This window comes from Streptomyces sp. NBC_00223 (assembly GCF_036199905.1).
GTDB lineage: Bacteria > Actinomycetota > Actinomycetes > Streptomycetales > Streptomycetaceae > Actinacidiphila.
The window spans coordinates 5,656,155-5,679,611 of the sequence record NZ_CP108109.1; the positions used below are offsets into that span (position 1 = coordinate 5,656,155).

At 71.8% G+C, this 23,457-nt stretch carries 22 protein-coding genes and 1 tRNA gene; 11 read left to right on the top strand and 12 right to left on the bottom strand.

The genetic code is table 11. The annotated features are described in order from the left end of the window. Positions 1-877: 877 nt before the first annotated feature. Both OHA30_RS24180 and OHA30_RS24185 read left to right on the top strand, forming a co-directional pair. Positions 878-954 (top strand) — tRNA-Met (locus OHA30_RS24180). 148 nt (positions 955-1,102) lie between these two features. After that, positions 1,103-2,317, top strand: a complete 1,215-nt coding sequence (locus OHA30_RS24185) for a HEAT repeat domain-containing protein (protein WP_328915967.1) — start codon at positions 1,103-1,105, stop codon at positions 2,315-2,317. Here the strand turns inward: OHA30_RS24185 and OHA30_RS24190 are convergent. Next, complete coding sequence (locus OHA30_RS24190) at positions 2,287-2,697, bottom strand: Fur family transcriptional regulator (protein ID WP_328915968.1); 411 nt, start codon at positions 2,695-2,697, stop codon at positions 2,287-2,289. The two genes, OHA30_RS24185 and OHA30_RS24190, sit on opposite strands and share 31 nt — an antisense overlap. A 136-nt stretch (positions 2,698-2,833) precedes the next feature. Between OHA30_RS24190 and OHA30_RS24195 the strand changes: the two genes are divergently transcribed. Continuing rightward, complete coding sequence (locus OHA30_RS24195; RefSeq protein ID WP_328915969.1) at positions 2,834-4,294, top strand: catalase; 1,461 nt, start codon at positions 2,834-2,836, stop codon at positions 4,292-4,294. 77 nt (positions 4,295-4,371) lie between these two features. Here OHA30_RS24195 and OHA30_RS24200 read toward each other — a convergent pair whose 3' ends face one another. Beyond that, on the bottom strand, positions 4,372-4,764 hold the full coding sequence (locus OHA30_RS24200) for a CBS domain-containing protein (RefSeq protein WP_328915970.1): 393 nt from the start codon (positions 4,762-4,764) through the stop codon (positions 4,372-4,374). A gap of 149 nt (positions 4,765-4,913) precedes the next feature. Next, positions 4,914-5,711 carry a histidinol-phosphatase gene (gene hisN, locus OHA30_RS24205; protein WP_328915971.1) on the bottom strand — a complete coding sequence of 266 codons (798 nt, stop codon included), beginning with the start codon at positions 5,709-5,711 and terminating at the stop codon, positions 4,914-4,916. A gap of 279 nt (positions 5,712-5,990) precedes the next feature. On the opposite strand from hisN, the gene OHA30_RS24210 reads away from it, so the two are divergent. Further along, a complete protein-coding gene (locus OHA30_RS24210) occupies positions 5,991-6,473 on the top strand; it encodes a TetR/AcrR family transcriptional regulator (RefSeq protein ID WP_328915972.1) in 483 nt (160 codons plus the stop codon). A gap of 72 nt (positions 6,474-6,545) precedes the next feature. Here the strand turns inward: OHA30_RS24210 and OHA30_RS24215 are convergent, their stop codons facing one another. The 4 genes from OHA30_RS24215 to OHA30_RS24230 form a co-directional block, all read right to left on the bottom strand. Next, positions 6,546-6,869, bottom strand: a complete 324-nt coding sequence (locus tag OHA30_RS24215) for a DMT family transporter (protein WP_328915973.1) — start codon at positions 6,867-6,869, stop codon at positions 6,546-6,548. A 90-nt stretch (positions 6,870-6,959) separates the two neighbouring features. Then, complete coding sequence (rsgA, locus tag OHA30_RS24220; protein ID WP_328915974.1) at positions 6,960-7,961, bottom strand: ribosome small subunit-dependent GTPase A; 1,002 nt, start codon at positions 7,959-7,961, stop codon at positions 6,960-6,962. 9 nt (positions 7,962-7,970) lie between these two features. Then, positions 7,971-9,341 carry a 3-phosphoshikimate 1-carboxyvinyltransferase gene (gene aroA, locus OHA30_RS24225; protein WP_328915975.1) on the bottom strand — a complete coding sequence of 457 codons (1,371 nt, stop codon included), beginning with the start codon at positions 9,339-9,341 and terminating at the stop codon, positions 7,971-7,973. A 174-nt stretch (positions 9,342-9,515) separates the two neighbouring features. Then, complete coding sequence (locus OHA30_RS24230; RefSeq protein WP_328915976.1) at positions 9,516-10,229, bottom strand: M50 family metallopeptidase; 714 nt, start codon at positions 10,227-10,229, stop codon at positions 9,516-9,518. 62 nt (positions 10,230-10,291) lie between these two features. Here OHA30_RS24230 and OHA30_RS24235 point away from each other — a divergent pair, with 62 nt between their 5' ends. The 6 genes from OHA30_RS24235 (at position 10,292) to def (ending at position 15,353) form a co-directional block, all read left to right on the top strand. Next, the gene (locus tag OHA30_RS24235) at positions 10,292-11,107 is read left to right on the top strand and encodes an SOS response-associated peptidase (RefSeq protein ID WP_328915977.1); all 816 of its coding nucleotides are present in this window, start codon (positions 10,292-10,294) and stop codon (positions 11,105-11,107) included. Between the two features lie 61 nt (positions 11,108-11,168). Then, positions 11,169-11,843: an alpha/beta hydrolase family protein gene (locus tag OHA30_RS24240; protein ID WP_328915978.1), complete on the top strand. Its 675-nt coding sequence runs from the start codon at positions 11,169-11,171 to the stop codon at positions 11,841-11,843. Positions 11,844-12,223: 380 nt separating this feature from the next. Then, positions 12,224-12,889, top strand: coding sequence for a sigma-70 family RNA polymerase sigma factor (locus OHA30_RS24245; RefSeq protein ID WP_405786061.1), 666 nt, complete (start codon positions 12,224-12,226; stop codon positions 12,887-12,889). Further along, complete coding sequence (gene rsrA, locus OHA30_RS24250) at positions 12,886-13,215, top strand: mycothiol system anti-sigma-R factor (RefSeq protein ID WP_328915979.1); 330 nt, start codon at positions 12,886-12,888, stop codon at positions 13,213-13,215. The genes OHA30_RS24245 and rsrA overlap by 4 nt, the downstream gene beginning before the upstream one ends. Positions 13,216-13,596: 381 nt before the next feature. Beyond that, on the top strand, positions 13,597-14,592 hold the full coding sequence (locus OHA30_RS24255; protein ID WP_328915980.1) for a tetratricopeptide repeat protein: 996 nt from the start codon (positions 13,597-13,599) through the stop codon (positions 14,590-14,592). Between the two features lie 137 nt (positions 14,593-14,729). Then, positions 14,730-15,353 carry a peptide deformylase gene (def, locus tag OHA30_RS24260; protein WP_328915981.1) on the top strand — a complete coding sequence of 208 codons (624 nt, stop codon included), beginning with the start codon at positions 14,730-14,732 and terminating at the stop codon, positions 15,351-15,353. Between the two features lie 94 nt (positions 15,354-15,447). On the opposite strand, the gene OHA30_RS24265 is transcribed toward def, so the two are convergent. Both OHA30_RS24265 and OHA30_RS24270 read right to left on the bottom strand, forming a co-directional pair. Further along, a complete protein-coding gene (locus OHA30_RS24265; RefSeq protein WP_328915982.1) occupies positions 15,448-16,500 on the bottom strand; it encodes a ribonucleotide-diphosphate reductase subunit beta in 1,053 nt (350 codons plus the stop codon). Further along, on the bottom strand, positions 16,500-18,926 hold the full coding sequence (locus OHA30_RS24270) for a ribonucleoside-diphosphate reductase subunit alpha (RefSeq protein WP_328915983.1): 2,427 nt from the start codon (positions 18,924-18,926) through the stop codon (positions 16,500-16,502). The genes OHA30_RS24265 and OHA30_RS24270 overlap by 1 nt, the downstream gene beginning before the upstream one ends. A gap of 673 nt (positions 18,927-19,599) precedes the next feature. Here OHA30_RS24270 and OHA30_RS24275 point away from each other — a divergent pair. Continuing rightward, on the top strand, positions 19,600-20,685 hold the full coding sequence (locus tag OHA30_RS24275) for a GlxA family transcriptional regulator (RefSeq protein WP_328917975.1): 1,086 nt from the start codon (positions 19,600-19,602) through the stop codon (positions 20,683-20,685). Here OHA30_RS24275 and mctP read toward each other — a convergent pair. The 3 genes from mctP to OHA30_RS24290 all read right to left on the bottom strand — a co-directional run bounded on the left by mctP (position 20,622) and on the right by OHA30_RS24290 (position 23,440). Next, positions 20,622-22,253: a monocarboxylate uptake permease MctP gene (gene mctP / locus OHA30_RS24280; protein WP_328915984.1), complete on the bottom strand. Its 1,632-nt coding sequence runs from the start codon at positions 22,251-22,253 to the stop codon at positions 20,622-20,624. The two genes, OHA30_RS24275 and mctP, sit on opposite strands and share 64 nt — an antisense overlap. Continuing rightward, positions 22,250-22,507 (bottom strand): DUF3311 domain-containing protein, encoded by a 258-nt coding sequence (locus tag OHA30_RS24285; protein ID WP_328915985.1) that lies wholly within the window; start codon positions 22,505-22,507, stop codon positions 22,250-22,252. Before OHA30_RS24285 ends, mctP begins: the two co-directional genes overlap by 4 nt. Positions 22,508-22,669: 162 nt before the next feature. After that, the gene (locus OHA30_RS24290; RefSeq protein ID WP_328917976.1) at positions 22,670-23,440 is read right to left on the bottom strand and encodes a GntR family transcriptional regulator; all 771 of its coding nucleotides are present in this window, start codon (positions 23,438-23,440) and stop codon (positions 22,670-22,672) included. Positions 23,441-23,457 lie beyond the last annotated feature (17 nt).

The following is a 23,457-nucleotide window of genomic DNA, read 5'->3' on the forward strand; positions in this document are numbered from 1 at the left end:
AGGCCCCGCTGCGCGCGGCTCGCCTTGACGTCGGGCCCGCGTCCCGCCGCGACGGAGGGTTTCCGGAACGTTGCCCCGGGCCCGTCCTGACACGCGCCAGCCGTGCGCCGGACGCGGTTTGGCACCGCCGGTCCGCGTCGTCCCGCGTCCCGCCGCGGCGGCGGGTTTTTTCTGGGGGCGTTGGCCCCCTCGGCCTGTTTGACGTGCGTCGGCCGTTCAGGCGCTGCGCGCTGCGCCGTGCCGGGGCCGACATGTCCGCCTGGCGGCGTGGGTGCGCTCAGTTTGGCACCGCCGGTCCGCGTCGTCCCGCGTCTCGCCGTCGCGGCGGGATTTGGTTGGGGGGTGCTGCCCCGGCCCGTTTTGGCAGGCGCCAGAGGTCCGCGCTGGGCGCGGCACGTCTCGCCTGGCGGCGGGGCCGGGGGCGGTTTGGCACGCCGGTCCGCGTCGTTTCGCGTCCCACCGTCGCGGCGGGATTTGGTTCGGGCGTCGGCCCGGGTCTGTTTTGACGCGCGCCCGCCTGACAGCGGGCGTTCCGTGAGGCGGCGCCGCGCGGCTCGCCTGGCGGCGGGGCCGGGGCGGTTTGGCACCGCCGGACTGCTTCGTTCCGCGTCTCGCCGTCGCGGCGGGATTTGGTTGGGGCGTTGCCCTCGGCCCGTTTTGGCAGGCGCCAGCCGTCCGCGCTGGGCGCGGCACGTCTCGCGTCACGGCGGGCGTTCCGTGAGGCTGCGCGGCTCGCCCGGCGGCGGGGCCGCTCGGTTTGGCGCCGCCGGGGTGCGGCGTTTCGCGTCCCGCCGTTGCAGCGGGGGATTGTGGGGGGCCCGCGCTGGAAGCGATTTGGTGGGGGGTGGGGGGTGGGATACAGTGGGGATCACAACGACGCGGGGTGGAGCAGCTCGGTAGCTCGCTGGGCTCATAACCCAGAGGTCGCAGGTTCAAATCCTGTCCCCGCTACCACGTAAAACGGAGTAAGGCCCGGAAGCGCACGCTTCCGGGCCTTCTTCTTGTTCCGGCAAAGATCGGGCGAAGATCGGGCGATGCCCGCCGCCCGCCGCCGGCCCCCGCGCGATCCTGAGAAAAGGAAGATCGGCGAGGGGAGACCGGCTTGCTGCGCGGACGGCGAAATCGGCAGACCACGGCACGCTGGACCGAATGGTGTGCCGCCGCGTACGAAGGCAACCGCCGGGAGGACGCCCTCACCCTGCTCGCCAGGCTCCGCGCGGCCCGCGACGCCGGACCCCCGTACGAACGGGCCGCCGCCCTGGCAGCCCTGGGACGCGCCCCCGCCCCGCTGCTGCTGCTCCTGGACCGCCACGCCCGGCAGCCGGGCGCCTCACCCGCTCCGGCGCGCGGCAGGCAGCGCGACCCCCTGCGGCTGCTCCTCGCCTCCCTCGACCCCGACGGCCGGGTCCGCGAAGCCGCCGTCGAGGGCCTGGCCGCCCGCCCCGGGCCGCTCGCCGCCGCCGCGCTGGCGCTGCGTACCGTCGACCGGGTGCACCCGGTCCGCGTCAAGGCCGCCGCCGCGCTGCTGGCCCGCCGCGCCCCGGACGAGGCGGCCGTCGCCGTCGGCGTACTGCTCCGGCTCACCGGCCGCAGCCGGGCCGGTGGCCTGCTCGCCTCGTACCGGGCCGTACTGGGCGCGCCCCCGTACCGCCGCACCGTACGGGCGCTGGCTGCCGCCGACGATCCGGCCACCCGCCGCTTCGGGGTCCAACTCGCCCTGGACCTGGGCGTGTACGCCCCCGGTGATCTGCTGCGGGCCGCGCTGTGCGACCGCGACCAGGTATGCCGGCGGCTATGCGCGGAACGGCTGCTCGAACTGGACCCGGGCCAGGCGGCCGGACTGCTGCGGGCGCGCGGCGCGGGCATACGGGAGCTGGCGGTCTCGGCCCTGCCCAGGGATGTGCCCGCCACCCGGCTGGTCGGCCCGCTCGCCGACCGGGCCAGGATGGTACGGGCGCAGGCCCGTTGGAAGCTGTACGAGCGGGCCGAGCCGCCCGCCGAGGTCTACCGCAGGCAGATACGCAAGGGCCGGGCCGTACCGCCCCGATTACTGGCCGGGCTGGCGGTGGGGCTGGGGGAGTGCGGTGACGCGGCCGATACGGCGCTGCTGGCCCGGCTGCTGCGCGATCCGTGTACGGAGGTGCGCCGGGCGGCCGCCCGCGCGGTGGGCCGGCTGGCGCGGCCGGAGGAACTGGCCGCGCTGCTCGGCCCGTTGGCGGGCGACCCGGACCGGGGCGTGGCCCGTGAGGTGATCGAGGCACTGTCCCGGGCGCGGGGGCCGCGGGACTACGTACAGTCCGGGCACAGACCGCGGTAGGTGACCTCCACCGCGGAGACGGAGAAGCCGAACCGCTCGCCCGGCGGGAGCGCGGCCAGCGGGTCCCCGTGCGGGTGCACATCGCGGATCGTGCCGCAGCGGGAGCAGACCAAGTGCTGGTGCGGATGATGGGCGTTGGGGTCGTACCGCTTGGCGCGGCCGTCGGTGGCGACCTCGATGATCTCCCCGATGGTGACCATCTCGCCCAGGGTGTTGTACACGGTCGCCCGGGAGATCTCCGGGAGCCGTTCGATGGCTCGCGCATGCACCTCGTCGGCGGTGAGATGTACATGGTCGCCGTCGAGGACCTCGGCCACGACACGTCGCTGGGCGGTCAGTCGCCAGCCTCGTCCGCGCAGTCGTTCCAGCAGGTCGCTCATGTGTACCAGCCTAACAGTGGGGGGTCCGGCACAGGAATAAGTCCGTGTATGGCTCTCTTCTTGACTTAGACACTGTCTATCGTAGGATCGAGTCTGGCGACAGCCAAGGGTCAGGTCGAATCCCAGGGAGAAGCACGTGACTGTTCAGGAAACGGGTCCGCTGACGACGGAGGCCGGCGCGCCGGTCGCGGACAACCAGAACAGCGAGACAGCTGGGCTCGGCGGTCCGGTTCTCGTTCAGAGCCAGCACCTGCTGGAGAAGCTCGCCCACTTCAACCGTGAGCGCATCCCGGAGCGCATCGTGCACGCCCGCGGCGCCGGTGCGTACGGCACGTTCACCGTCACGCACGACGTGTCGCGGTGGACCCGGGCGAAGTTCCTCTCGCAGGTCGGCAAGGAGACCGAGACGTTCGCGCGTTTCTCCACGGTGGCGGGCAACCTCGGCTCGGCCGACGCGGTGCGCGACCCCCGCGGTTTCGCGCTCAAGTTCTACACCGAGGAGGGCAATTACGACCTCGTCGGCAACAACACCCCGGTGTTCTTCATCAAGGACGCCCTGAAGTTCCCCGACTTCATCCACACCCAGAAGCGCGACCCGTACACCGGCTCGCAGGAGGCCGACAACGTCTGGGACTTCTGGGGCCTGAGCCCCGAGGCGACCCACCAGGTCACCTGGCTGTTCGGCGACCGCGGCATCCCCGCGTCCTACCGCCACATGCACGGCTTCGGCTCGCACACGTACCAGTGGAGCAACGAGGCGGGCGAGGCGTTCTGGGTCAAGTACCACTTCTCGACCGACCAGGGCATCAGGAACCTGACCTCCGAGGAGGCCGCGCTGCTGGCCGGCACCGACCCGGACTCGCACCAGCGCGACCTGCGCCAGGCCATCGAGGGCGGTGACTTCCCGAGCTGGACGGTGTCGGTGCAGGTGATGCCGGTGGCCGAGGCGGCGACCTACCGCTTCAACCCGTTCGACCTCACCAAGGTGTGGCCGCACGCGGACTACCCGCTGCACGAGATCGGCAAGCTGGAGCTCAACCGCAACCCGGAGAACATCTTCGCCGAGGTCGAGCAGTCCATCTTCTCCCCGGCGCACTTCGTGCCCGGCATCGGCCCGTCCCCGGACAAGATGCTCCAGGGCCGGCTCTTCGCCTACGGCGACGCCCACCGCTACCGCGTCGGCATCAACGCCGACCACCTGCCGGTGAACCGCCCGCACGCCACCGAGGCGCGCACCCACTCCCGTGACGGCTTCCTGTACGACGGCCGGCACAAGGGCGCGAAGAACTACGAGCCCAACAGCTTCGGCGGCCCGAACGAGATCGGCCGTCCGCTGTGGGAGTCCGTCGCGGTGACCGGCGCGACCGGCTACAGCGAGGCGCCCTCGCACGCCGAGGACAACGACTTCGTGCAGGCCGGCGACCTCTACCGGCTGATGTCGGAGAGCGAGAAGGCGCGCCTGGTCGACAACCTCGCGGGCTTCATCGCCCAGGTCACGCGCGAGGACATCGTGGAGCGCGCGATCGACAACTTCCGCCAGGCGGACGCCGACTACGGCAAGCGGCTGGAGGTCGCGGTCCAGGCCCTCCGCGCCTGACCCGCCGCTTGACCGTAAGGCCGAAGGGACCGGACGCCACTGGGCTCCGGTCCCTTCGTCCTGGTGTCAGGCGGCTCCTAGACGGAGACCGCGGTCTTCACCGGCGCCCAGCAGCGCAGGATGTCGCGGACGGAGACGACCCCGGCCGGGTCGTGGCCGTCCAGCACGATGAGGTGGCGGAAGCTGCCGCGCAGCATGGCGGCCGCCGCGTCCTCCAGGGTCCACTGCGGGGCGGCGAAGACGACATCGGTCGTGGTGTGGTCGTGGGCGCATTCGTGGTCGGGATCGAGACCCGCACCGATGGCGTCGAGAACATCACGCTCGGTGAGGATTCCGAGGCCGAAGGTGTCGGGGTCGAAGACGATCGCCGCGCCCACCCGGCGGGCGGACATCAGCCGGGCGGCCTGACGGAGGGTGTGTGCGGGGCCGATGGTGAGAACCACCGTGCTCATCGCGTCGCTGACCAGCATGGGAACGTGGCACCTCCTTGGTGAACCCGTCCGTGAACGGGTTCACAAGTGCACAAGCGGGGGTTTTCTCATGTTCACATGCTCACCACCGTCAATGCAAGGGGGCGCGCACAGTAACCGACCGGCGCGTGAAGGTGCACTCGGACGCACTACGCCCGGCCGAGGTACCCCAGCAGTTCCTCGTGCAGCAGTCCGTTGGACGCCGCCGCGTTCCCGCCGAACGGCCCCGGCTCGCCCTCCAGCGAGGTGAAGCGGCCGCCCGCCTCGCGGACGATCACATCGTTCGCCGCCATGTCCCACATGCTCAGCTCGGGCTCCGCGCAGATGTCCACCGACCCCTCGGCGACCATCATGTACGGCCAGAAGTCGCCGTAGCCGCGGGTCCGCCAGCAGTTGCGGGACAGGTGCAGAAAGCCGTCGAGCCGTCCCTGCTCCTCCCAGCCGCTCAGCGAGGAGTACGCGAAGGACGAGTCCTCCAGCCGGCTCACCCGCGACACGTGCAGCCGGGTCGCCGAGGACAGACTGCGGCCGGTGTACGCGCCGCCGCCCTTCGCCGCCCACCAGCGCCGGCCGAGCGCGGGCGCGGAGACCACGCCGACCACGCCCTCGTCGCCGCCCTCGCCCCGCACCATCAGGGCGATCAGCGTGGCCCAGACCGGCACCCCGCGCACATAGTTCTTGGTGCCGTCGATCGGGTCGACGATCCAGCGCCGCGGCCCGCCGCCCTGGCTGCCGTACTCCTCGCCCAGCACCGCGTCCCGCGGCCTGGCCCGGCTGAGCTGACCGCGGATCAGCTCCTCCGCGGCCCGGTCCGCCTCGGTGACCGGGGTCAGATCGGGCTTGGTCTCGACCTTCAGGTCGAGCGCCTTGAAGCGGGCCATGGTCGCGGCGTCGGCGGCGTCGGCCAGTACATGGGCCAGACGCAGGTCGTCGTTGTAGTCGGGCATGACGCGAACAGTAGCGACCCGGCCTCCGCGCGACCATTCACGCCCCCCGCCGGGCGGCCGTCGGTGCCCGCGCCCGCCCGGACCTGCCGAGACGGCCCACGGGCCCGCCCGGTCCTTGCGCGGGACCTTGACAGTGTCCTGTGCCCGCGTCGATTCTTTCGGACACGGCCTGTCCGCGTCATATGCGGTGTTGGGGAGGCAATGATGCCTACCGCACGGGAATCGCTACTGGAAGCGGCTTTCGCCGCACTCGGAGACCGACCCTGGACGGCCGTTCGCATGGTCGAAGTGGCCGCGGCGGCCGGGGTGTCACGACAGACCCTCTACAACGAGTTCAGCAGCAAGGAGGGGCTGGCCCGCGCGCTGTTCCGGCGCGAGACCGACGCGTACCTCCTCGGCGTGGAACGCGTGCTGGCGCACGCCGAGCGCGGGGGCTGCGACGCGGGGGAGTGCTTCGCCGCGGCGGCCGGCTGGACGCTGCGCAGCGCCCGTCGCAGCCCGCTGGTACGGGCCGGGCTGATCAGTGGCGGGCGCGGCGACCGCCCGCCGCCGGTCGACCTGGTCAACGGGCTGCATCTGCGGACGGTCGACGCGCTGGTCCGCGGCTTCCCCCGGCTGCATCCCGAGGACATCGTGTGGGCCTGCGAGGCCGCGCTGCGGCTGACCCTGTCCTACGTCATCGCCCCGGCGCCCAGCGATGAGGACGCCTGTCTACGGGTGGCGCAGCTGGTCCGCAGCCTGCTGTCGTGGCCCTCCGGGTGACGGTCCGTCGGTCCTCCGGGTGACGGCCCGACCGTTCCCCGGCTGACGGTGTGTCCGCCGCGCCGGGGGCGGTCAGTGCGAGGAGCCGGAGATCTGCAGACCGATCACACCGATGATGACGAACGAGATCGACGCCAGTTTGAGCGCCGAGACGATGTCGCCGAGGAAGGCCATGCCGTAGATCGCCGTGCCCGCCGCGCCGATGCCGGTCCAGACGGCGTACGCGGGGCCGACGTCGAGCTTCTTCAGCGACAGGGTGAGCAGGCCGAAGGAGCCGAGGGCGAAGAGGCAGAAGGCGATGGTCGGCCACAGCCGGGTGAAGCCGTGCGAGAGCTTGAGGCAGACCGCGAACCCGGTTTCGAAGAACCCCGCGACCACCACGAGAAGCCAGGCCATCGGGTGCCTCCGTTTTCGTTCGTTCCGCGTCCGCCGCGCTGTGCGCTGTCGATCATCACACAGCATGCCCGGTAAGGGGGCGGACTGGCGTCAGTCGCCTTCGCGCCGCTCCCGGGTGGCCAGCAGTCGCCGCAGCGAGTCCAGCCGCGCGGGCTCCGCGTGGCCGGCGGCCACCCAGGCGTCCAGCGCGCACTCCGGCTCGTCGTGCGAGCACCCGCGCGGGCACTCCTCGGTGCCCGGTTCCAGGTCGGGGAAGGCGTGCAGGACGCGCGAGGGGTCGATGTGGTGGAGCCCGAAGGAGCGCACCCCGGGGGTGTCGATCACCCAGCCCCCGTCGCCGGGCAGTGGCAGGGCGAGCGCCGAGGTGGTGGTGTGGCGGCCGCGGCCGGTGACGGCGTTGACCCGGCCGGTGGTCCGCTGCCGGGTGACCAGCGCGTTCACCAGCGTGGTCTTGCCGACGCCGCTGTGGCCGACGAAGGCGGTGACCTTGCCTTCGAGCCGCGCGCGGATCTGGTCCACGCCGCCGGTCAGGAAGTCGTCCCGGTTGGTGACCACATAGGGCACGTCCAGGGCGCCGTAGGTCTCCAGCAGCGGTTCCGCGGGTGCCAGGTCGGACTTGGTGAGCACCAGCAGCGGGGTGAGCCCGGCGTCGTAGGCGGCGACCAGACAGCGGTCGATCATGCGCGGGCGCGGCTCGGGGTCGGCCAGCGCGGTGACGATGGCCAGCTGGTCGGCGTTGGCGACGACCACCCGTTCGTACGGGTCGTCGTCGTCGGCCGTACGGCGCAGCACCGAGGTGCGCTCCTCGACCCGCACTATGCGGGCGAGGGTGTCCTTGACGCCGGACAGGTCGCCGACGACGGCCACCCGGTCGCCGACCACCGCGGACTTGCGGCCCAGCTCACGGGCCTTCATCGCGGTGATCTCGCGGTCCTCGACCAGAACGGTGAGGCGGCCCCGGTCGACGGTGAGGACCATGCCCTCGGAGGCGTCCTCGTGCTTGGGGCGGATGCTGGTACGCGGGCGGTTGCCCTTGGTGTTGGGGCGGACGCGGATGTCGTCCTCGTCGGGGTTCTTTCCGTAGCGGCGCATGGCGGACCCTCAGCCCCGTCCCGGACCGGAGGAGTCGGCGACGGCGTCGCCGGCCGCCCGGCCGCCGATGCCGCCGAGCATCGCCGCCCACAGTTCGGGGAAGTCCGGCAGCGTCTTGGCGGTCGTCGCCACGTTCTCCACCTCGATGCCCGGCACCACCAGGCCCAGAACGGCCGCGGCGGTCGCCAGCCGGTGGTCCTCGTAGGTGCGGAAGGGCCCGCCGCGCAGCGGCCGCGGGCGGATGCGCAGCCCGTCCCCGGTGTCGGTGACATCACCGCCCAGGGCGTTGATCTCGGCGGCCAGCGCGGCCAGCCGGTCGGTCTCGTGCAGCCTCAGATGGGCGATACCGGACAGTACGGACTCCTCCTCGGCCAGCGCGGCGACCGCGGCGATCACCGGGGTCAGCTCGCCGACGTCGTGCAGATCTACGGTGATGCCCCGGACCCGGCCGCTGCCGGTGAACGTCAGCCCGCGGTCGGTCAGTTCATACGACCCGCCCATCCGGGTGAAGATCTCCCGCAGCGCGTCGCCCGGCTGGGTGGTACGGGCCGGCCAGTCGGGGACGGTGACCCGGCCGCCGGTCACCACGGCGGCGGCCAGGAAGGGCGCCGCGTTCGACAGGTCGGGCTCGACGGTCAGATCCCGGCCGAGCAGCGCGCCCGCCGCGACCCGCCAGACGTCCCGGGCGCCGCCGTCCTGCGGGGTGTCGACCCTGGCGCCGGCCTTGCGCAGCATGTCCACGGTCATCCGGATGTGCGGCAGCGAGGGCAGCGTACGGCCGGTGTGCCGCAGTTCGAGGCCCTTGTTGAAGCGCGGCCCCGACAGCAGCAGGGCGCTGACGAACTGCGACGAGGACGACGCGTCCACGTCCACCGCGCCGCCGGTCAGCGACCCGGCGCCCAACACGGTCAGCGGCAGCGAGCCGCGGCCCTCGTCGTCGACCCGGGCGCCCAGTGTGCGCAGCGCGTCGATCACCCCGTGCAGCGGCCGCTCGTACGCCCGCGCGTCGCCCTCGAAGCGGACGGGGCCGTCGGCGAGCGCGGCCACCGGGGGCAGGAAGCGCATCACCGTGCCCGCGTTGCCGACGTCGACCGTGGCCGGGCCGTGCAGCCCGGCGGGGATGATCCGCCACGCCTCGCCGCCGTCCGGATTCACCGTCTCGTCGATCTGCACGCCCATCGCGCGCAGCGCCTCTGCCATCAGCACGGTGTCGCGGCTGCGCAGCGGGCGGCGCACCCATCCGGGTTCACTGGAGTGCGCGGCCAGCACCAGGGCGCGATTGGTCACCGACTTCGAGCCCGGCACCGTGACGGTCGCGTGCACGGCACCGGGCGCGGTCGGGGCCGGCCACAGGTCGGTCTGCGCGGTGCTGTCGGTCATGGGGCCCAAGCGTAGTGGCTCGGGTACGGGGAGATAAGTCGACGTATGCGGCGAAACCCACTGTTAACGGGCCGCTCCGACCGCGAACCTGCCCCCTGGGCCGGGCCTACAGTCACGGCCGTGTGTTGACGGGCCGGAATGCTCACCGCAGGGGCCGCCGCCGTACCCCGCGAATCACCGCAGCAGCAGCCAGCGGGCGCCGCCGATCAGCGAGCACAGCGCGACCGCGTAGAAGAGGAGCAGCCACAGCGCCGCCGGGGTGCGGGTGAGCCGGGCGAGCTGGTCGGCGTCGGAGGAGCCGCGGCGGTCCCGGCGGCGGGTGCGCTGGAGTTCGGCGACCGGGCGGACGCCCCCGACCAGCAGGAACCACACCACGAGATAGGCGAAGGCGGCCTGCACCTGCGCCCCGGTCAGCCAGGACACCAGCAGGAAGAGCGCGCCGGTGACCACCACGGTCAGGGCGCCGTACGCGTTGCGGATCATCACCAGCATCGCCAGCAGCAGCGCGGTCGCCCCCCACAGCAGCGCGGTGATGTGCCCGGCCGCCAGCAGCGCCGCACCGGCCAGGCCGAGCAGCGGGGGCGCGGTGTAGCCGGCGGCGGCCGTCAGCACCATGCCGAGACCGTGCGGCTTGCCCCGCGAGACGGTCAGGCCCGAGGTGTCGGAGTGCAGTCGTATGCCGTCCAGCCGGCGGCCGGTCAGCAGCGCGAGCAGTCCGTGGCCGCCCTCGTGCGCGATGGTCACGGCGTTGCGGGTGATGTGCCACACGCCACGCGTCAGCACCGCGGCGAGCGCGAGCAGCGCCGTCGCCCCGACCAGCCAGCGCGACGGGTCGGGCTGGGTGCCGGTCAGCCGGTCCCACATCTCGGTGATGCTCGCGACGTTCATGGGGCGCTCATTCCTTTACGGTCCTTGGCGGTTCGGGCCGCGGTCGTGGCAGTGTGGCAGTTATGTGTGGTCGATACGCCGCGAGCCGGAAACCCGAGGATCTCGTGGGCCTCTTCGAGGTCCGCCAGTGGGACCCCACCGAGTCCCTGGCACCCGACTGGAACGTCGCGCCGACGAAAGACGTCTATGCCGTACTCGACCGTCCGGTGCGGGACTCCGGTTCCCGTGAGCCGGTCAGACAACTGCGGGTGCTGCGCTGGGGCCTGGTCCCCTCCTGGGCCAAGACCCCGGACGGCGCCGCCCGGATGATCAACGCGCGGGCCGAGACCGCCCACGAGAAGCCGTCCTTCAGCCGGGCCCTGAGCGCCCGGCGCTGCCTGATACCCGCCGACGGCTACTTCGAGTGGCTGACGGGCGCGCAGGAACGGCAGTTGGAGGAGCAGGGCAAGAAGAAGCGGACCCGCAAGCAGCCGTACTTCGTGACGCCCGCGGACGGCTCGGTGATGGCGCTGGCCGGGCTCTACGAGTTCTGGCGCGACCGCACCCTGCCCGACGACCACCCGCGCGCCTGGTGGGTTACCTGCACGGTGCTCACCACCGACGCCGAGAGCAACCCGCTGGCCGGGTACGAGGGCAGCGGCCCGCGCTCGCTCTCCGACATCCACCCCCGGATGCCGCTGATGCTGACGCCCGACCGCTGGGACGCCTGGCTCGACCCGGCCCGCACCGAACCCGACGACCTGCTCCCGCTGCTGACCCCGCCCCCGCCCGGACTCGTCCGGGCCTACCCGGTGGGCACGGCGGTCAGCAGCGTGCAGAACAACGGCCCCGAGCTGGTGGACGAACTGCCGGCGCCGGAGGAAGAGACGCTTTTCTGATGGCACGACTGACAGAGCGACTGACAGAGCGACCGGCGGAACGACTGGCGGAACGACCCTGATGGCACGACCCGAACGGACCGCCGCCCTCGTCCCCACCCCGCACCGCGACGCCCGGATCATCTGGCACCCGGCCGTACGCCCCCGCGCGGTCCTGGCGCTCGGGCACGGCGCCGGCGGCGGGGTCGAGGCGCGCGACCTGGTGGCGCTGGCCGCCGCCCTGCCTCCGCACGGGGTGACCGTGGCGCTGGTCGAGCAGCCCTGGCGGGTGGCGGGCAAGAAGCTCGCGCCCGCCCCGAAGACACTGGACGCCGCGTGGGCCGCGCTGTGGCCCGCGCTCACCGCGCCCGGACCGCCGGTCGTCGCGGGCGGGCGCAGCGCCGGAGCGCGGGTGGCCTGCCGTACGGCAGGGGAGCTGGGCGCCGCGGCCGTACTCGCGCTGGCCTTCCCGCTGCACCCGCCGGGCCGGCCGGAGCGGAGCCGGGCCGAGGAGCTGACCGGCGCGGCCGGCGTACTGCCGCTGCTCACCGTGCAGGGCGGCAACGACCCCTTCGGGCGGCCCGACGAGTTCCCCGGGGGACACACCCCGGTGGAGGTGCCGTACGGCGACCACGGCTTCGCGGTGCCCAAGCGGGCCGCGCTCACCCAGGAGGCGGCGCTGGCCGTTCTGACCTCGGCCGTCACCGATTGGCTCACCGGGCTCGGACACGCCCGCGCGCGCTCCGGCGGGAGCTGACCGCCCGCTCGCACCCCCCGGTCCGCGCGCGGGCGCCCGGCCACGGCCCGTGCGCCCTTCTCGTCCCCGGGAATGACGACAGTGGTGACGGTGTTGTGCCAGGCGACAGGGCCGCGAGAGCGGTCTCGGAGCACGGTGAGAGAGGCAGCAGCCGCATGGTTTCAGCCGCATGCCGGCCACGCGAGCAGGCGACAGCGCAGGCCACCGCCGAGGCGGCCGGGCACGCCACTCCACAGCCGGATCTCACCGCGCCGTACCTGAACTGGAGCGAGTGGTCCCCCAAGGACGACGGCAAGGGCGGACCCGGCACGTCGATGCCCCGTGCAATATCCTCCGAAACGAGCGTGTCCACTCTCGGGCGCGCTGGAGTTTCTGAGGAGGTGGGTCCGGTCACCGGCACCGACGACAGCACGGCGGAAACCGCGGGTGCGTCCGGTCAGGCGGCACACGAGAGCGACGCCGAGCGCAGCGAGCGCTTCGAGCGGGACGCCCTGGGCTTCCTCGACCAGATGTACTCGGCCGCGCTGCGGATGACCCGCAATCCGGCCGACGCGGAGGACCTGGTGCAGGAGACGTACGCGAAGGCGTACGCGTCCTTCCACCAGTTCCGTGAGGGCACCAACCTCAAGGCATGGCTCTACCGCATTCTCACCAACAGCTTCATCAACTCCTACCGCAAGAAGCAGCGTGAACCGCTGCGCAGCGGCTCGGAGGAGATCGAGGACTGGCAGCTGGCCAGGGCCGAGTCGCACATGTCGACCGGTCTGCGGTCCGCCGAGGCACAGGCGCTCGACCATCTGCCCGACTCCGATGTGAAGTCGGCGCTCCAGACCATCCCCGAGGAGTTCCGCATCGCGGTCTACCTCGCGGATGTCGAGGGCTTTGCCTACAAGGAGATCGCGGACATCATGGGAACACCCATCGGCACGGTGATGTCCCGACTGCACCGCGGACGTCGCCAGTTGCGCGAACTGCTGGAGGACTACGCCCGGGACCGCGGGCTCGTTCCCGCGGGCGCGGCGGATGAGAAGGGCGCGGAGTCATGAGCTGTGGCCACGCACACGAGACGGACTGCTCCGAGGTGCTGGACCACCTCTACGAGTATCTCGACGACGAGATGTCCGCCGACTCCTGCGCCAAGTTCCGGGAGCACTTCGAGGAGTGCCACCCGTGCCTGGAGAAGTACGGGCTCGAACAGGCCGTGAAGAAACTGGTGAAACGCTGCTGCGGATCGGACGACGTACCGGCCGATCTGCGCTCGAAGGTGATGATGCGGATCGAGCTGATCCGTACCGGCGAGGTCGACGCCGACCCGGAGGTCATCACCTCCGCCGAGACCGGGGCCGGGGCCGCCGAGGCGTCCTCCGCCTGAGCCGTCCTTGAGCCGTCCGGCTGCCCGGACGGCCGTACAGTCCCGCCTCATGTCCACTCGCGACGCCCTGTGTCACCCGTACGGATGACACAGGGCGTCTGCTTGTTCCGCTGTTCGCCCTCCGCCGCGCTTTGTGCCCCGGAGCACCCGCCCGTCCGGGCTGCCCGCACGCCCGCGACCTGCGCATGGTTGGATGCCGGTGCGGATGGCAAGGAGGTCGGGTGAGGACGCCCGCTCAACGGTGAGCGGCGGACCGTCCGGGGTCGGGCTGAGACCACGGCCAAAATGTGCAAGGTTGGTGTCGTACGGGGGGACGTGAACGTGGTGCGGGAAGGCGACGTCCTGGCAGCGACGGACTGAGCGGGCAGGCGGGAAACGACGTTGAAGATCTTCGGCAGAGTGCGGCACCGGCCGTCGCCCACGTGGCGCCAGGCCACCGACCGGGCGTTCACGCTGATCGACGACGGCCGCTACGAGGACGCGGGCGCTCTCCTCACCCGGGCCGCCGACCTGGAGCCGTGGCTCTCGGAGTCCTGGTACAACCTCGCGCTGCTGCACAAGTTCCGGCACGACTGGGCGCAGGCCCGGATCGCCGGGCTGCGGGCCGTCGCGCTGCTCGACCGCTCGGTCGGCGCCCCCGACTGGTGGAACCTCGGCATCGCCGCCACCGCCCTCCAGGACTGGCCGCTGGCCCGCCGCGCCTGGCAGGCGTACGGGCTGCGGATGCCCGCGGGCACCGCCGACCGCACCGGTGAGGAGTCGGTGCGCCTGCCGCTGGGCAGCGCCGCCGTACGGCTGTCGCCCGAGGGCGAGGCCGAGGTGGTGTGGGGCCGAAGGCTCGACCCGGCGCGCATCGAGGTGCTCTCCATCCCGCTGCCGTCCTCCGGCCGCCGCTGGGGCGAGGTCGTACTTCACGACGGTGTGCCGCACGGCGAGCGGACCACCGCCGCGGGCGCGGTCTACCCGGTCTTCGACGAGATCGAGCTGTGGGCGCCGTCCCCGGTGCCGACCTGGCTGGTCCTGCTGGAGGCGGCCACCGAGTCCGACCGCGACGCCCTGGAACGGCTGGCCGCCGAGGCCGGTTACGCGGCGGAGGACTGGTCGGCGTCCGTACGCCTGCTGTGCCGCACCTGCTCGGAGAGCCGGATGCCCACCGACGACGGCTCCTCGGCCACCCGCGACCCGCACGACCACGGCGAACCAGGACACCCGGGCCACCTCAGCCATCTCAGCCAGCACAGCGAGGGCCTGCGGTGGACCCCCGAGCGCGAGTGCGGGATCGCCGCGCCCGCCGACCTGGTCCGCGGACTGCTGGAGAGCTGGGTCGCCGACAGCCCGGACACCCGCGACTGGCGGGACCTGGAAGAGGTCTGCTGAGGCCCGGTACGGCCCCCCACGGGCCGCTGCGCCGCCGCGTACCGGCCCGGAGCGCCGGGATACCCGGGACGGCCGCCGCCGCGGCCCCGTACCCTTGACGGGTCAGCCACAGGGTTCCGGGAAGGCGTACGTCGGAGATGTCCCAGCAGCACACTGAGCAAGACCTCGAATTCGTCGACGACGTGACGGACGCCGAGGCGCGCGAGCAGGCGTACCGGGAGCGCGGCGCCGTCCGTCCGATCACCGTGGTCGGCAACCCGGTGCTGCACCGCGAGTGCCAGGACGTCACCTCCTTCGACGAGGAGCTGGCCGCGCTCGTCGACGACATGTTCGCCAGCCAGCGCGCCGCCGAGGGCGTGGGCCTGGCCGCCAACCAGATCGGCGTCGACCTCAAGCTCTTCGTCTACGACTGCCCCGACGACGACGGCGACCGGCACGTCGGCGCGGTGTGCAACCCGGTGCTGGAGGAACTGCCCGCGGACAGCCGCCGGCTGGACGACTCCAACGAGGGCTGCCTGTCCGTCCCCGGCGCCTACATGGAGGTGCCGCGCCCGGACTACGCGATCGTGCGCGGCCAGGACATCCAGGGCAACCCGGTGCGGGTGCACGGCCGCGGCTACTTCGCCCGCTGCCTCCAGCACGAGACCGACCACGTCTACGGCCGCCTCTACCTCGACCGCCTCTCCAAGCGCGACCGCAAGGACGCCCTGCGGCAGATGGCCGAGGCCACCCCGAGGTTCGAGACCGTCCCCAACGACTGAAGGGCCCCGTCCCGGGCGGCGCGCGGCCGGCCCGGGACGGAACCCCTCAGCTCAGTGCTGGTTCAGATGTCAGAGCCGGATGTCAGAACCGGACTCAGAAGTCCTCGTCCAGGTCCACCGTGCCCTCGACGGCGATCTGGTACGCCGACGGGCGCCGCTCGAAGAAGTTCGTCAGCTCCTGCACACCCTGCAACTCCATGAAGGAGAACGGGTTCGCCGAGCCGTAGACGGGCGCGAAGCCGAGCCGGGTGAGCCGCTGGTCGGCCACGCACTCCAGATACTCGCGCATCGACTCGGTGTTCATACCCGGCAGCCCGTCCCCGCACAAGTCCTTGCCGAACTGCAGCTCCGCCTCGACCGCTTCCCGCAGCATGTCGGTGACCTGCTGCTGGAGGGCGTCGTCGAAGAGCTCCGGCTCCTCCTTGCGCACGGTGTCCACCACGTCGAAGGCGAAGCTCATGTGCATCGTCTCGTCACGGAACACCCAGTTGGTGCCCGTCGCCAGGCCGTGCAGCAGCCCTCGGGAGCGGAACCAGTAGACGTACGCGAAGGCGCCGTAGAAGAACAGGCCCTCGATGCACGCCGCGAAGCAGATCAGATTGAGCAGGAAGCGGCGCCGGTCGGCCTGCGACTCCAGGCGGTCGATCTTCTCCACCGAGTCCATCCAGCGGAAGCAGAACTGCGCCTTCTCACGGATCGACGGGATGTTCTCGACCGCCGCGAAGGCCGCGTTGCGGTCCTCGTGGTCGGGCAGATAGGTGTCGAGCAGGGTCAGATAGAACTGGACGTGCACGGCCTCCTCGAAGAGCTGACGGCTCAGATACAGCCGCGCCTCCGGGGAGTTGATGTGCTTGTAGAGGGTCAGCACCAGGTTGTTGGAGACGATCGAGTCGCCCGTGGCGAAGAACGCCACCAGGCGGCCGATCAGATGCTGCTCGGCCGGGCTCAGCTTGGCCAGGTCGGTGACGTCGGAGTGGAGGTCGACCTCCTCGACGGTCCAGGTGTTCTTGATCGCGTCGCGGTAGCGCTCGTAGAAGTCCGGGTAGCGCATCGGACGCAGGGTGAGTTCGAAGCCCGGGTCGAGCAGGTTCTTGGTGACGGCGGCTGCCGCCGGTTCGGCCGGTGTGGCGGGGGTGACGGTGGACATTACTGGCAGGCCTCGCAGGACTCGGGGTTTTCGAGAGAGCACGCGACCGCGTCGGGGTCGGCGATCACGGGTACGGGGGTCTTGGCGGGCGCGGTCTGCGCCTGGGCCGCGCGGGCGATCCGGGTCGCGGGTCGTGACCGCAGGTAGTATGTGGTCTTGAGGCCCTGCTTCCACGCGTAGGCGTACATCGAGCTGAGCTTGCCGATCGTCGGCGTCTCCAGGAACAGGTTCAGCGACTGGCTCTGGTCGAGATACGGGGTGCGGGCCGCCGCCATGTCGATCAGGCCGCGCTGCGGGATCTCCCACGCCGTGCGGTACAGCGCCCGCACCTCCGCCGGAATCCAGCTGAAGCCCTGCACCGAGCCGTTGGCGTCGCGCAGCGCCTCCCGGGACTGCGCGTCCCACACGCCCAGCCGCTTCAGCTCGGCCACCAGGTAGGAGTTGACCTGGAGGAACTCACCGGACAGCGTCTCGCGCTTGAAGAGGTTGGAGACCTGCGGCTCGATGCACTCGTAGACGCCCGCGATGGACGCGATGGTCGCGGTCGGGGCGATGGCCAGCAGCAGCGAGTTGCGCATACCGGTGGCCGCGATCCGGGCGCGCAGCGCCGCCCAGCGCTCCGGCCAGTGGAACTCCACGCCGTAGTGGTCGGGGTGCAGCACCCCGGCGGCCGCGCGGGTCTCCTGCCACGCGGGCAGCGGGCCGCCGCGCTCGGCGAGGTCGGCCGACGCCTCGTACGCGGCGAGCATGATCCGCTCGGCGATCCGGGTGGACAGCGCCTTCGCCTCGGGGGAGTCGAAGGGCAGCCCCAGCTTGAAGAACACGTCCTGGAGGCCCATCACGCCCAGACCCACCGGACGCCAGCGGGAGTTGGAGCGGCCGGCCTGCTCGGTCGGGTAGAAGTTGATGTCCACCACACGGTCGAGGAAGGTCACCGCGGTGCGCACGGTCGCGTCCAGCCGCGCCCAGTCGATCCGGTCCCCGGCCTCGTCCGGTGCCCCCTCCCGCGTGACGAAGGCGCTCAGACTGACCGAGCCGAGGTTGCAGACGGCCGTCTCGGAGTCGTCGGTGACCTCCAGGATCTCGGTGCACAGATTCGAGGAGTGCACGGTACGGCCGGGCAGCGCGGTCTGGTTGGCCGTACGGTTCGAGGCGTCCTTGAAGGTCATCCAGCCCTGGCCGGTCTGCGCCAGGGTGCGCATCATCCGTCCGTACAGCTCGCGGGCCTGGACCGTGCGCTGGGCCAGTCCGGCGGCCTCGGCGGCCCGGTAGGCGGCGTCGAAGTCGTCGCCCCACAGGTCGACCAGCTCGGGCACGTCGGCCGGCGAGAAGAGCGACCAGGGGCCGTCCGCCTCGACCCGGCGCATGAACTCGTCCGGCACCCAGTGCGCGAGGTTGAGGTTGTGGGTGCGGCGGGCGTCCTCGCCGGTGTTGTCCCGCAGTTCGAGGAACTCCTCGATGTCGGAGTGCCAGGTCTCCAGGTAGACCGCGGCCGCGCCCTTGCGGCGGCCGCCCTGGTTGACCGCCGCGACCGAGGCGTCCAGCGTCTTGAGGAAGGGCACGATGCCGTTGGAGTGCCCGTTGGTGCCGCGGATCAGCGAACCGCGCGAGCGGACCCGGGAGTAGGGCAGGCCGATGCCGCCCGCGTGCTTGGAGAGCCGGGCCACCTGGTGGTAGCGGTCGTAGATCGAGTCCAGCTCGTCCAGCGGGGAGTCCAGCAGATAGCACGAGGACATCTGCGGGTGCCGGGTGCCGGAGTTGAAGAGGGTGGGGGAGCTGGGCAGGTAGTCCAGGGCGCTCATCAGCCGGTAGAGCGCGGCGACCTCGTCCAGCGCGCGGGAGGTGTCGTCCTCGGCGAGACCGGCCGCGACCCGGAGCATGAAGTGCTGCGGGGTCTCGATGACCTGCCGGGTGATCGGGTGGCGCAGCAGATAGCGGCTGTGCAGGGTGCGCAGGCCGAAGTAGCCGAAGCGGTCGTCGGCGCCCGCGTCGAGCGCGTCGTCCACCAGGGCGTCGAGCCGGGCCGCGTGCAGGGTGACGAAGTCGGCCGTGCGGTCGGCGATCAGGCCCTCGCGGTGGCCGACGGCGATCGAGGCGGAGAAGGACACCGCGCCCTGGCCGGCCGCCTCCTCGGCGATGGTCTCGGTCAGCAGCCGGGCGGCCAGCCGGGAGTACGCCGGGTCCTCGGAGATCAGCCCGGCGGCGGCCTCGGTGGCCAGGGAGCGCAGCTCGGCCGCGTCGGAGGCGGCGTTGCGGCCGCGCAGCGCGGACGCGGCGACCCGGCCGGGGTCGGTGTCGGGGAGATCGGCGGTGAGCCGTACGAGGTGACGGAGCAGTTCGGCGCCGGGGCCGTCGTCGGAGTGCGGCGCCCGGGGGCGCGCGATGCCGAGGTCGGCTGTGGCGGGATCTGCGGGGGCGATGGTCACGGTGGCTGTTCTCCCTCGTACGGCGGCGGCCGCGCGGGGAGTTGACGGCGACGGGGGCGTGCGTCGCCGTGCGGGGGCGGGCATGCCGAACCGTGTCCGCCGGCCCAATCCGCGAGGCCCGGACAGAACGCGCCCGCGGACGGGCGAGCGCGGCGGCCGGCAGGCGATCGGGCTGTGCGGGGCGCTTGGGCGCGCGGCCGCTCACCGTTGCGGGGCAGCGCCGGATTCGCACCGGCTTCCCCTGCGGGCAGCGGAGTTGAGCATACATGTTGTGGCGTGGGTATCAGGCAGGCCCACATGTTGTGTCGGCGTCGGTGCGCTCATTGCCGCTCGGGCTAGTCCTCAAACGCCGGACGGGCTGGATTTGCTCGCTCGCGCGGGCGGTCCTCAAACGCCGGACGGGCTGGATTCGGCCGGGCGGGCGGGCTGTCCTCAGGCGCCGGGCGGGCTGGGTTTGGGGGCTCGGCCGAGGCGGCGCGGAGGGCGCGGGTGATGCGGGATTCGTGGCGGAGGCCGAGGACGGGGACGAGGGAGAGGACGAAGAGCAGGAAGAACAGGGCGGCGACATCCAGGAGTACGGTCATGGGTCAAGCGTGGCTTGACCGCTTACCCGCGGACAGTGGCAGCACTGACGTACTCCCACAACATCCTGCCACGTGGCATGCTCGACGCCATGCTCAAGAATGTGGCGGTCGCGCTCCTGGACGGCGTCCACCCCTTCGAACTCGGGGTGGTCTGCGAGGTCTTCGGCCTGGACCGGCGTGACGACGGGCTGCCGGTGTACGACTTCGCGGTCGTCTCGGCCGAAGGCCCGCTGCTGGGCACGCACGCCGGGTTCGGCCTCGTCACCTCGGTCGACCTGGACCGGCTGGAGGAGGCCGATCTGATCGCCGTACCCTCCGGCGACGCCTACGCCCGGCGCGGCTTCCCGCCCGAGCTGCTGCGGGCGCTGGGCCGGGCGGTGGAGCGCGGCGCGAAGGTGCTCAGCGTCTGCTCGGGCGTCTTCGTGCTGGGCGCGGCCGGGCTGCTCGACGGCCGGCGCTGCGCCGCGCACTGGCGGCACACCGAACTGCTGGCCGGCCGCTACCCCGAGGCCCGGGTCGAGCCGGACGTGCTGTACGTGGACGACTCCGGGGTGATCACCTCGGCGGGCACGGCGGCCGGGATCGACGCCTGTCTGCACCTGGTGCGCAAGGAGCAGGGCAGCGCGGTGGCCAACGGCATCGCCCGCCGGATGGTCGTGCCGCCGCACCGGGAGGGCGGCCAGGCGCAGTACGTCGACCGGCCGCTGCCCAGGGCCACCAGCGACACGGTGACCGGGGTGCTGTCGTGGATGGAGCGGCATCTCGACCGCGAGGTGACGGTCGAGGAGTTGGCGGCCAGGGCCCATATGTCGCCGCGCACCTTCGCCCGCCGCTTCCAGCAGGAGACCGGCACCACGCCGTACCGCTGGCTGCTGGGCCAGCGGGTGCTGCTGGCCAGGGAGCTGCTGGAGGGCACCGACGACACGGTGGACGCGGTGGCGGCCCGCGCCGGGTTCGGCAACGCGGCCACGATGCGGCACCACTTCAGCCGCTGGACGGGCACCACCCCGCAGTCCTACCGCCGCACCTTCCGCGACCCCGACAGGGTCGCGGAAGGCGGGTCCGCGCGGGCCGCCCAGGGGGCCCAGGACGCGGCGGAAGGAGCCGGGGGTCAGGCTCCCGCGGGGGCGGGCAGTTCGGGCGTCACATCGCGCTCCCCGGCCTCGGCGGTGTAGTCGGACCGGGTGGTCTCGTCGGAGCCCGCGGGCGCCTTGAGCGCGCGCAGCACGAAGGTGAGCACGACCGCGACCCCCACGTTGAGCACGATGGCGGTCAGCCCGATGTAGCCCTTCTCGCCGATCGCCGGGATCATGTCCGAGCTGCCGCCGAAGTGCGCCTGGGCGGGGCTGGACTGCTCGTACGCCTTCCAGGTGCCGTATCCCATGCCGGCCAGCCAGCCCGCGAGCAGTGCCCAGCGGTGGAACCAGCGGGTGAACAGTCCGCTGACGATGGTGGGCACGGTCTGGAGGATCCAGATCCCGCCGAGCAGCTGGAAGTTGATCGCGACGGTCTTGTCCATGGTCAGCACGAAGGCCAGCGCGCCGACCTTGACCACCAGCGAGGCCAGCTTGGAGACCCGGGTCTCCTCCTCGGGGGTGGCGTCCGGCCGGATCAGGTCCTTGTAGATGTTGCGGGTGAAGAGGTTCGCCGCCGCGATGGACATGATCGCCGCCGGGACCAGCGCGCCGATGCCGACCGCCGCGAAGGCCACCCCCGCGAACCAGGACGGGAACATGTTCTCGAAGAGCTGCGGGATGGCCAGCTGGGCGTTGTAGCCCTTGACGCCCTTGCCGACGCCGTCCGCGAGGGCCATGAAGCCGAGCAGCGCCAGCAGGCCCAGCATCAGCGAGTACAGCGGCAGGATCGCGGTGTTGCGCCGTATCACGTCACGGCTCTTGCCGGAGAGCACGGCCGTCACCGAGTGCGGGTACAGGAAGAGCGCCATCGCCGAGCCCAGCGCGAGCGTGGCGTACGCCCACTGCGCCTGCGGCCCGGTCACCAGCGAGCCGCGCGGCGCCCCGGTGACCGGGTTCTTCACCGCGTACGCCTGGCTCGCCTTGCCGAAGATGTCGTCGAAGCCGCCCAGCTTGTACGGGATGTAGATGATCGCCACCACTATCACGATGTAGATCAGCGCGTCCTTGACGAAGGCGATCAGCGCGGGCGCCCGCAGCCCGGAGGAGTACGTGTACGCGGCCAGCACACCGAACGCGATCAGCAGCGGGAGGTCCTTGACGAACCAGTTGGTCGAGTCGCCGCCGCCCACGCCCATCACGTCCAGCACGGCCTGGATGCCGACCAGCTGGAGCGCGATGTACGGCATGGTCGCCAGGATGCCGGTGAGCGCCATCGCCACCGACAGGCTCTTGGAGCCGAACCGCCCGCGGATGAAGTCCGACGAGGTGACGTAGCCGTGCTTGTGCGAGACCGACCACAGCCGCGGCAGGAAGAGGAAGACCAGCGGGTAGGTGATGATCGTGTACGGCACGGCGAAGAAGCCGGCCGCGCCCGCGCCGTAGATCGCCGCCGGGACGGCGATGAAGGTGTACGCGGTGTAGAGGTCGCCGCCCAGCAGGAACCAGGTGACCCAGGTGCCGAAGCTCCGGCCGCCCAGGCCCCATTCGTCGAGGTGGAGGGCGTTCTCCGCGCGTCGCCAGCGGGCGGCGAGGAAGCCGAGCACCGTGACGGCGACGAAGAAGAAGATGAAGACGCCGAGTGCGACGCCGTTCACACCGTCCTTCACTTGGCCGCACCCCCCTTGCGCGCCCGCTCCTCACGGCGGACCAGCACGTACGCGGCGTACGTCAGCAGGGCCGCCACCGGCACCCAGGCCATCTGGTACCAGTAGAAGAACGGAATCCCGATGAAGGCGGGCGTCAGCCGCGCGTAGGAGTCCACCCACAGCAGCGCGACGAGCGGAATGGCCAGGCAGAGACCGGCCAGCACCCGTAACCGGCTGATGACGGGCGGCGGTGTCTCGGGTTGTTCGTCCGACATGGGTGTTGCTCCCGTCCCCTAGAGCGACCTGTGAGGCGTCGTGAAAACCTAGGGGAATCTATGGGAGGCGAGTGACGGCCGTCACCACTCCAGTTCATTTCTGTCACTAACGGGGGTGAACGGCCGACCATTTGTCCGGTTGCGGCCACTATCGGGTAAGGTTCAGTCCGTCGGACGTTTGAGGCGGGCGACGAACTTGTAGCGGTCGCCTCGGTAGACCGAACGGACCCACTCGACCGGCTCCCCGGTGGTGTCGATCGAGTGCCGGGAGAGCATCAGCATCGGCAGACCGACGTCGGTGCTGAGCAGTCCGGCTTCGCGCGGGGTGGCGAGCGAGGTCTCGATGGTCTCCTCGGCCTCGGCCAGCCGGACGTCGTAGACCTCGGCCAGGGCGGTGTAGAGCGAGGTGTACTTCGCCAGGCTGCGGCGCAGCGCGGGGAAGCGCTTCGCGGACAGGTGGGTGGTCTCGATCGCCATCGGCTCGCTGTTGGCCAGGCGCAGTCGCTCGATCCGGAGCACCCGGCCGCCGGTCTTCATGTCCAGCAGTCCGGCCAGCCGGTCGTCGGCCGTGATGTAACCGATGTCGAGCAGTTGGGAGGTCGGCTCCAGACCCTGGGCCCGCATGTCCTCGGTGTAGGAGGTCAGCTGGAGCGCCTGGGAGACCTTGGGCTTGGCGACGAAGGTGCCCTTGCCCTGGATGCGTTCGAGCCTGCCCTCGACCACGAGTTCCTGGAGTGCCTGCCGCACGGTCGTGCGGGAGGTGTCGAACTCGGTGGCCAGGGTGCGTTCCGGGGGCACCGGGGTGCCCGGCGGCATCGTCTGGGTGATGTCCAGGAGATGGCGCTTGAGCCGGTAGTACTTGGGCACACGGGCGGTGCGGCCCGCGGTGCCGTTCCCCGTGGTGTCCGCGCTGGTGCCCGCGTCGCTCTGCATGAGGTCTACTCCCGACT

What these genes read in the sequence shown, in the direction of transcription:
- OHA30_RS24190 (WP_328915968.1), bottom strand. Translation starts at nt 2,697, where the DNA reads ATGAGCGACCTGCTGGAACGACTGCGCGGACGAGGCTGGCGACTGACC.
- OHA30_RS24200 (WP_328915970.1), bottom strand. Translation starts at nt 4,764, where the DNA reads ATGCTGGTCAGCGACGCGATGAGCACGGTGGTTCTCACCATCGGCCCC.
- hisN (WP_328915971.1), bottom strand. Translation starts at nt 5,711, where the DNA reads ATGCCCGACTACAACGACGACCTGCGTCTGGCCCATGTACTGGCCGAC.
- OHA30_RS24210 (WP_328915972.1), top strand. Translation starts at nt 5,991, where the DNA reads ATGGTCGAAGTGGCCGCGGCGGCCGGGGTGTCACGACAGACCCTCTAC.
- OHA30_RS24215 (WP_328915973.1), bottom strand. Translation starts at nt 6,869, where the DNA reads ATGGCCTGGCTTCTCGTGGTGGTCGCGGGGTTCTTCGAAACCGGGTTC.
- rsgA (WP_328915974.1), bottom strand. Translation starts at nt 7,961, where the DNA reads ATGCGCCGCTACGGAAAGAACCCCGACGAGGACGACATCCGCGTCCGC.
- aroA (WP_328915975.1), bottom strand. Translation starts at nt 9,341, where the DNA reads ATGACCGACAGCACCGCGCAGACCGACCTGTGGCCGGCCCCGACCGCG.
- OHA30_RS24230 (WP_328915976.1), bottom strand. Translation starts at nt 10,229, where the DNA reads ATGAACGTCGCGAGCATCACCGAGATGTGGGACCGGCTGACCGGCACC.
- OHA30_RS24235 (WP_328915977.1), top strand. Translation starts at nt 10,292, where the DNA reads ATGTGTGGTCGATACGCCGCGAGCCGGAAACCCGAGGATCTCGTGGGC.
- OHA30_RS24240 (WP_328915978.1), top strand. Translation starts at nt 11,169, where the DNA reads ATGGCACGACCCGAACGGACCGCCGCCCTCGTCCCCACCCCGCACCGC.
- rsrA (WP_328915979.1), top strand. Translation starts at nt 12,886, where the DNA reads ATGAGCTGTGGCCACGCACACGAGACGGACTGCTCCGAGGTGCTGGAC.
- def (WP_328915981.1), top strand. Translation starts at nt 14,730, where the DNA reads ATGTCCCAGCAGCACACTGAGCAAGACCTCGAATTCGTCGACGACGTG.
- OHA30_RS24265 (WP_328915982.1), bottom strand. Translation starts at nt 16,500, where the DNA reads ATGTCCACCGTCACCCCCGCCACACCGGCCGAACCGGCGGCAGCCGCC.
- OHA30_RS24275 (WP_328917975.1), top strand. Translation starts at nt 19,600, where the DNA reads ATGCTCAAGAATGTGGCGGTCGCGCTCCTGGACGGCGTCCACCCCTTC.
- OHA30_RS24285 (WP_328915985.1), bottom strand. Translation starts at nt 22,507, where the DNA reads ATGTCGGACGAACAACCCGAGACACCGCCGCCCGTCATCAGCCGGTTA.
- OHA30_RS24290 (WP_328917976.1), bottom strand. Translation starts at nt 23,440, where the DNA reads ATGCAGAGCGACGCGGGCACCAGCGCGGACACCACGGGGAACGGCACC.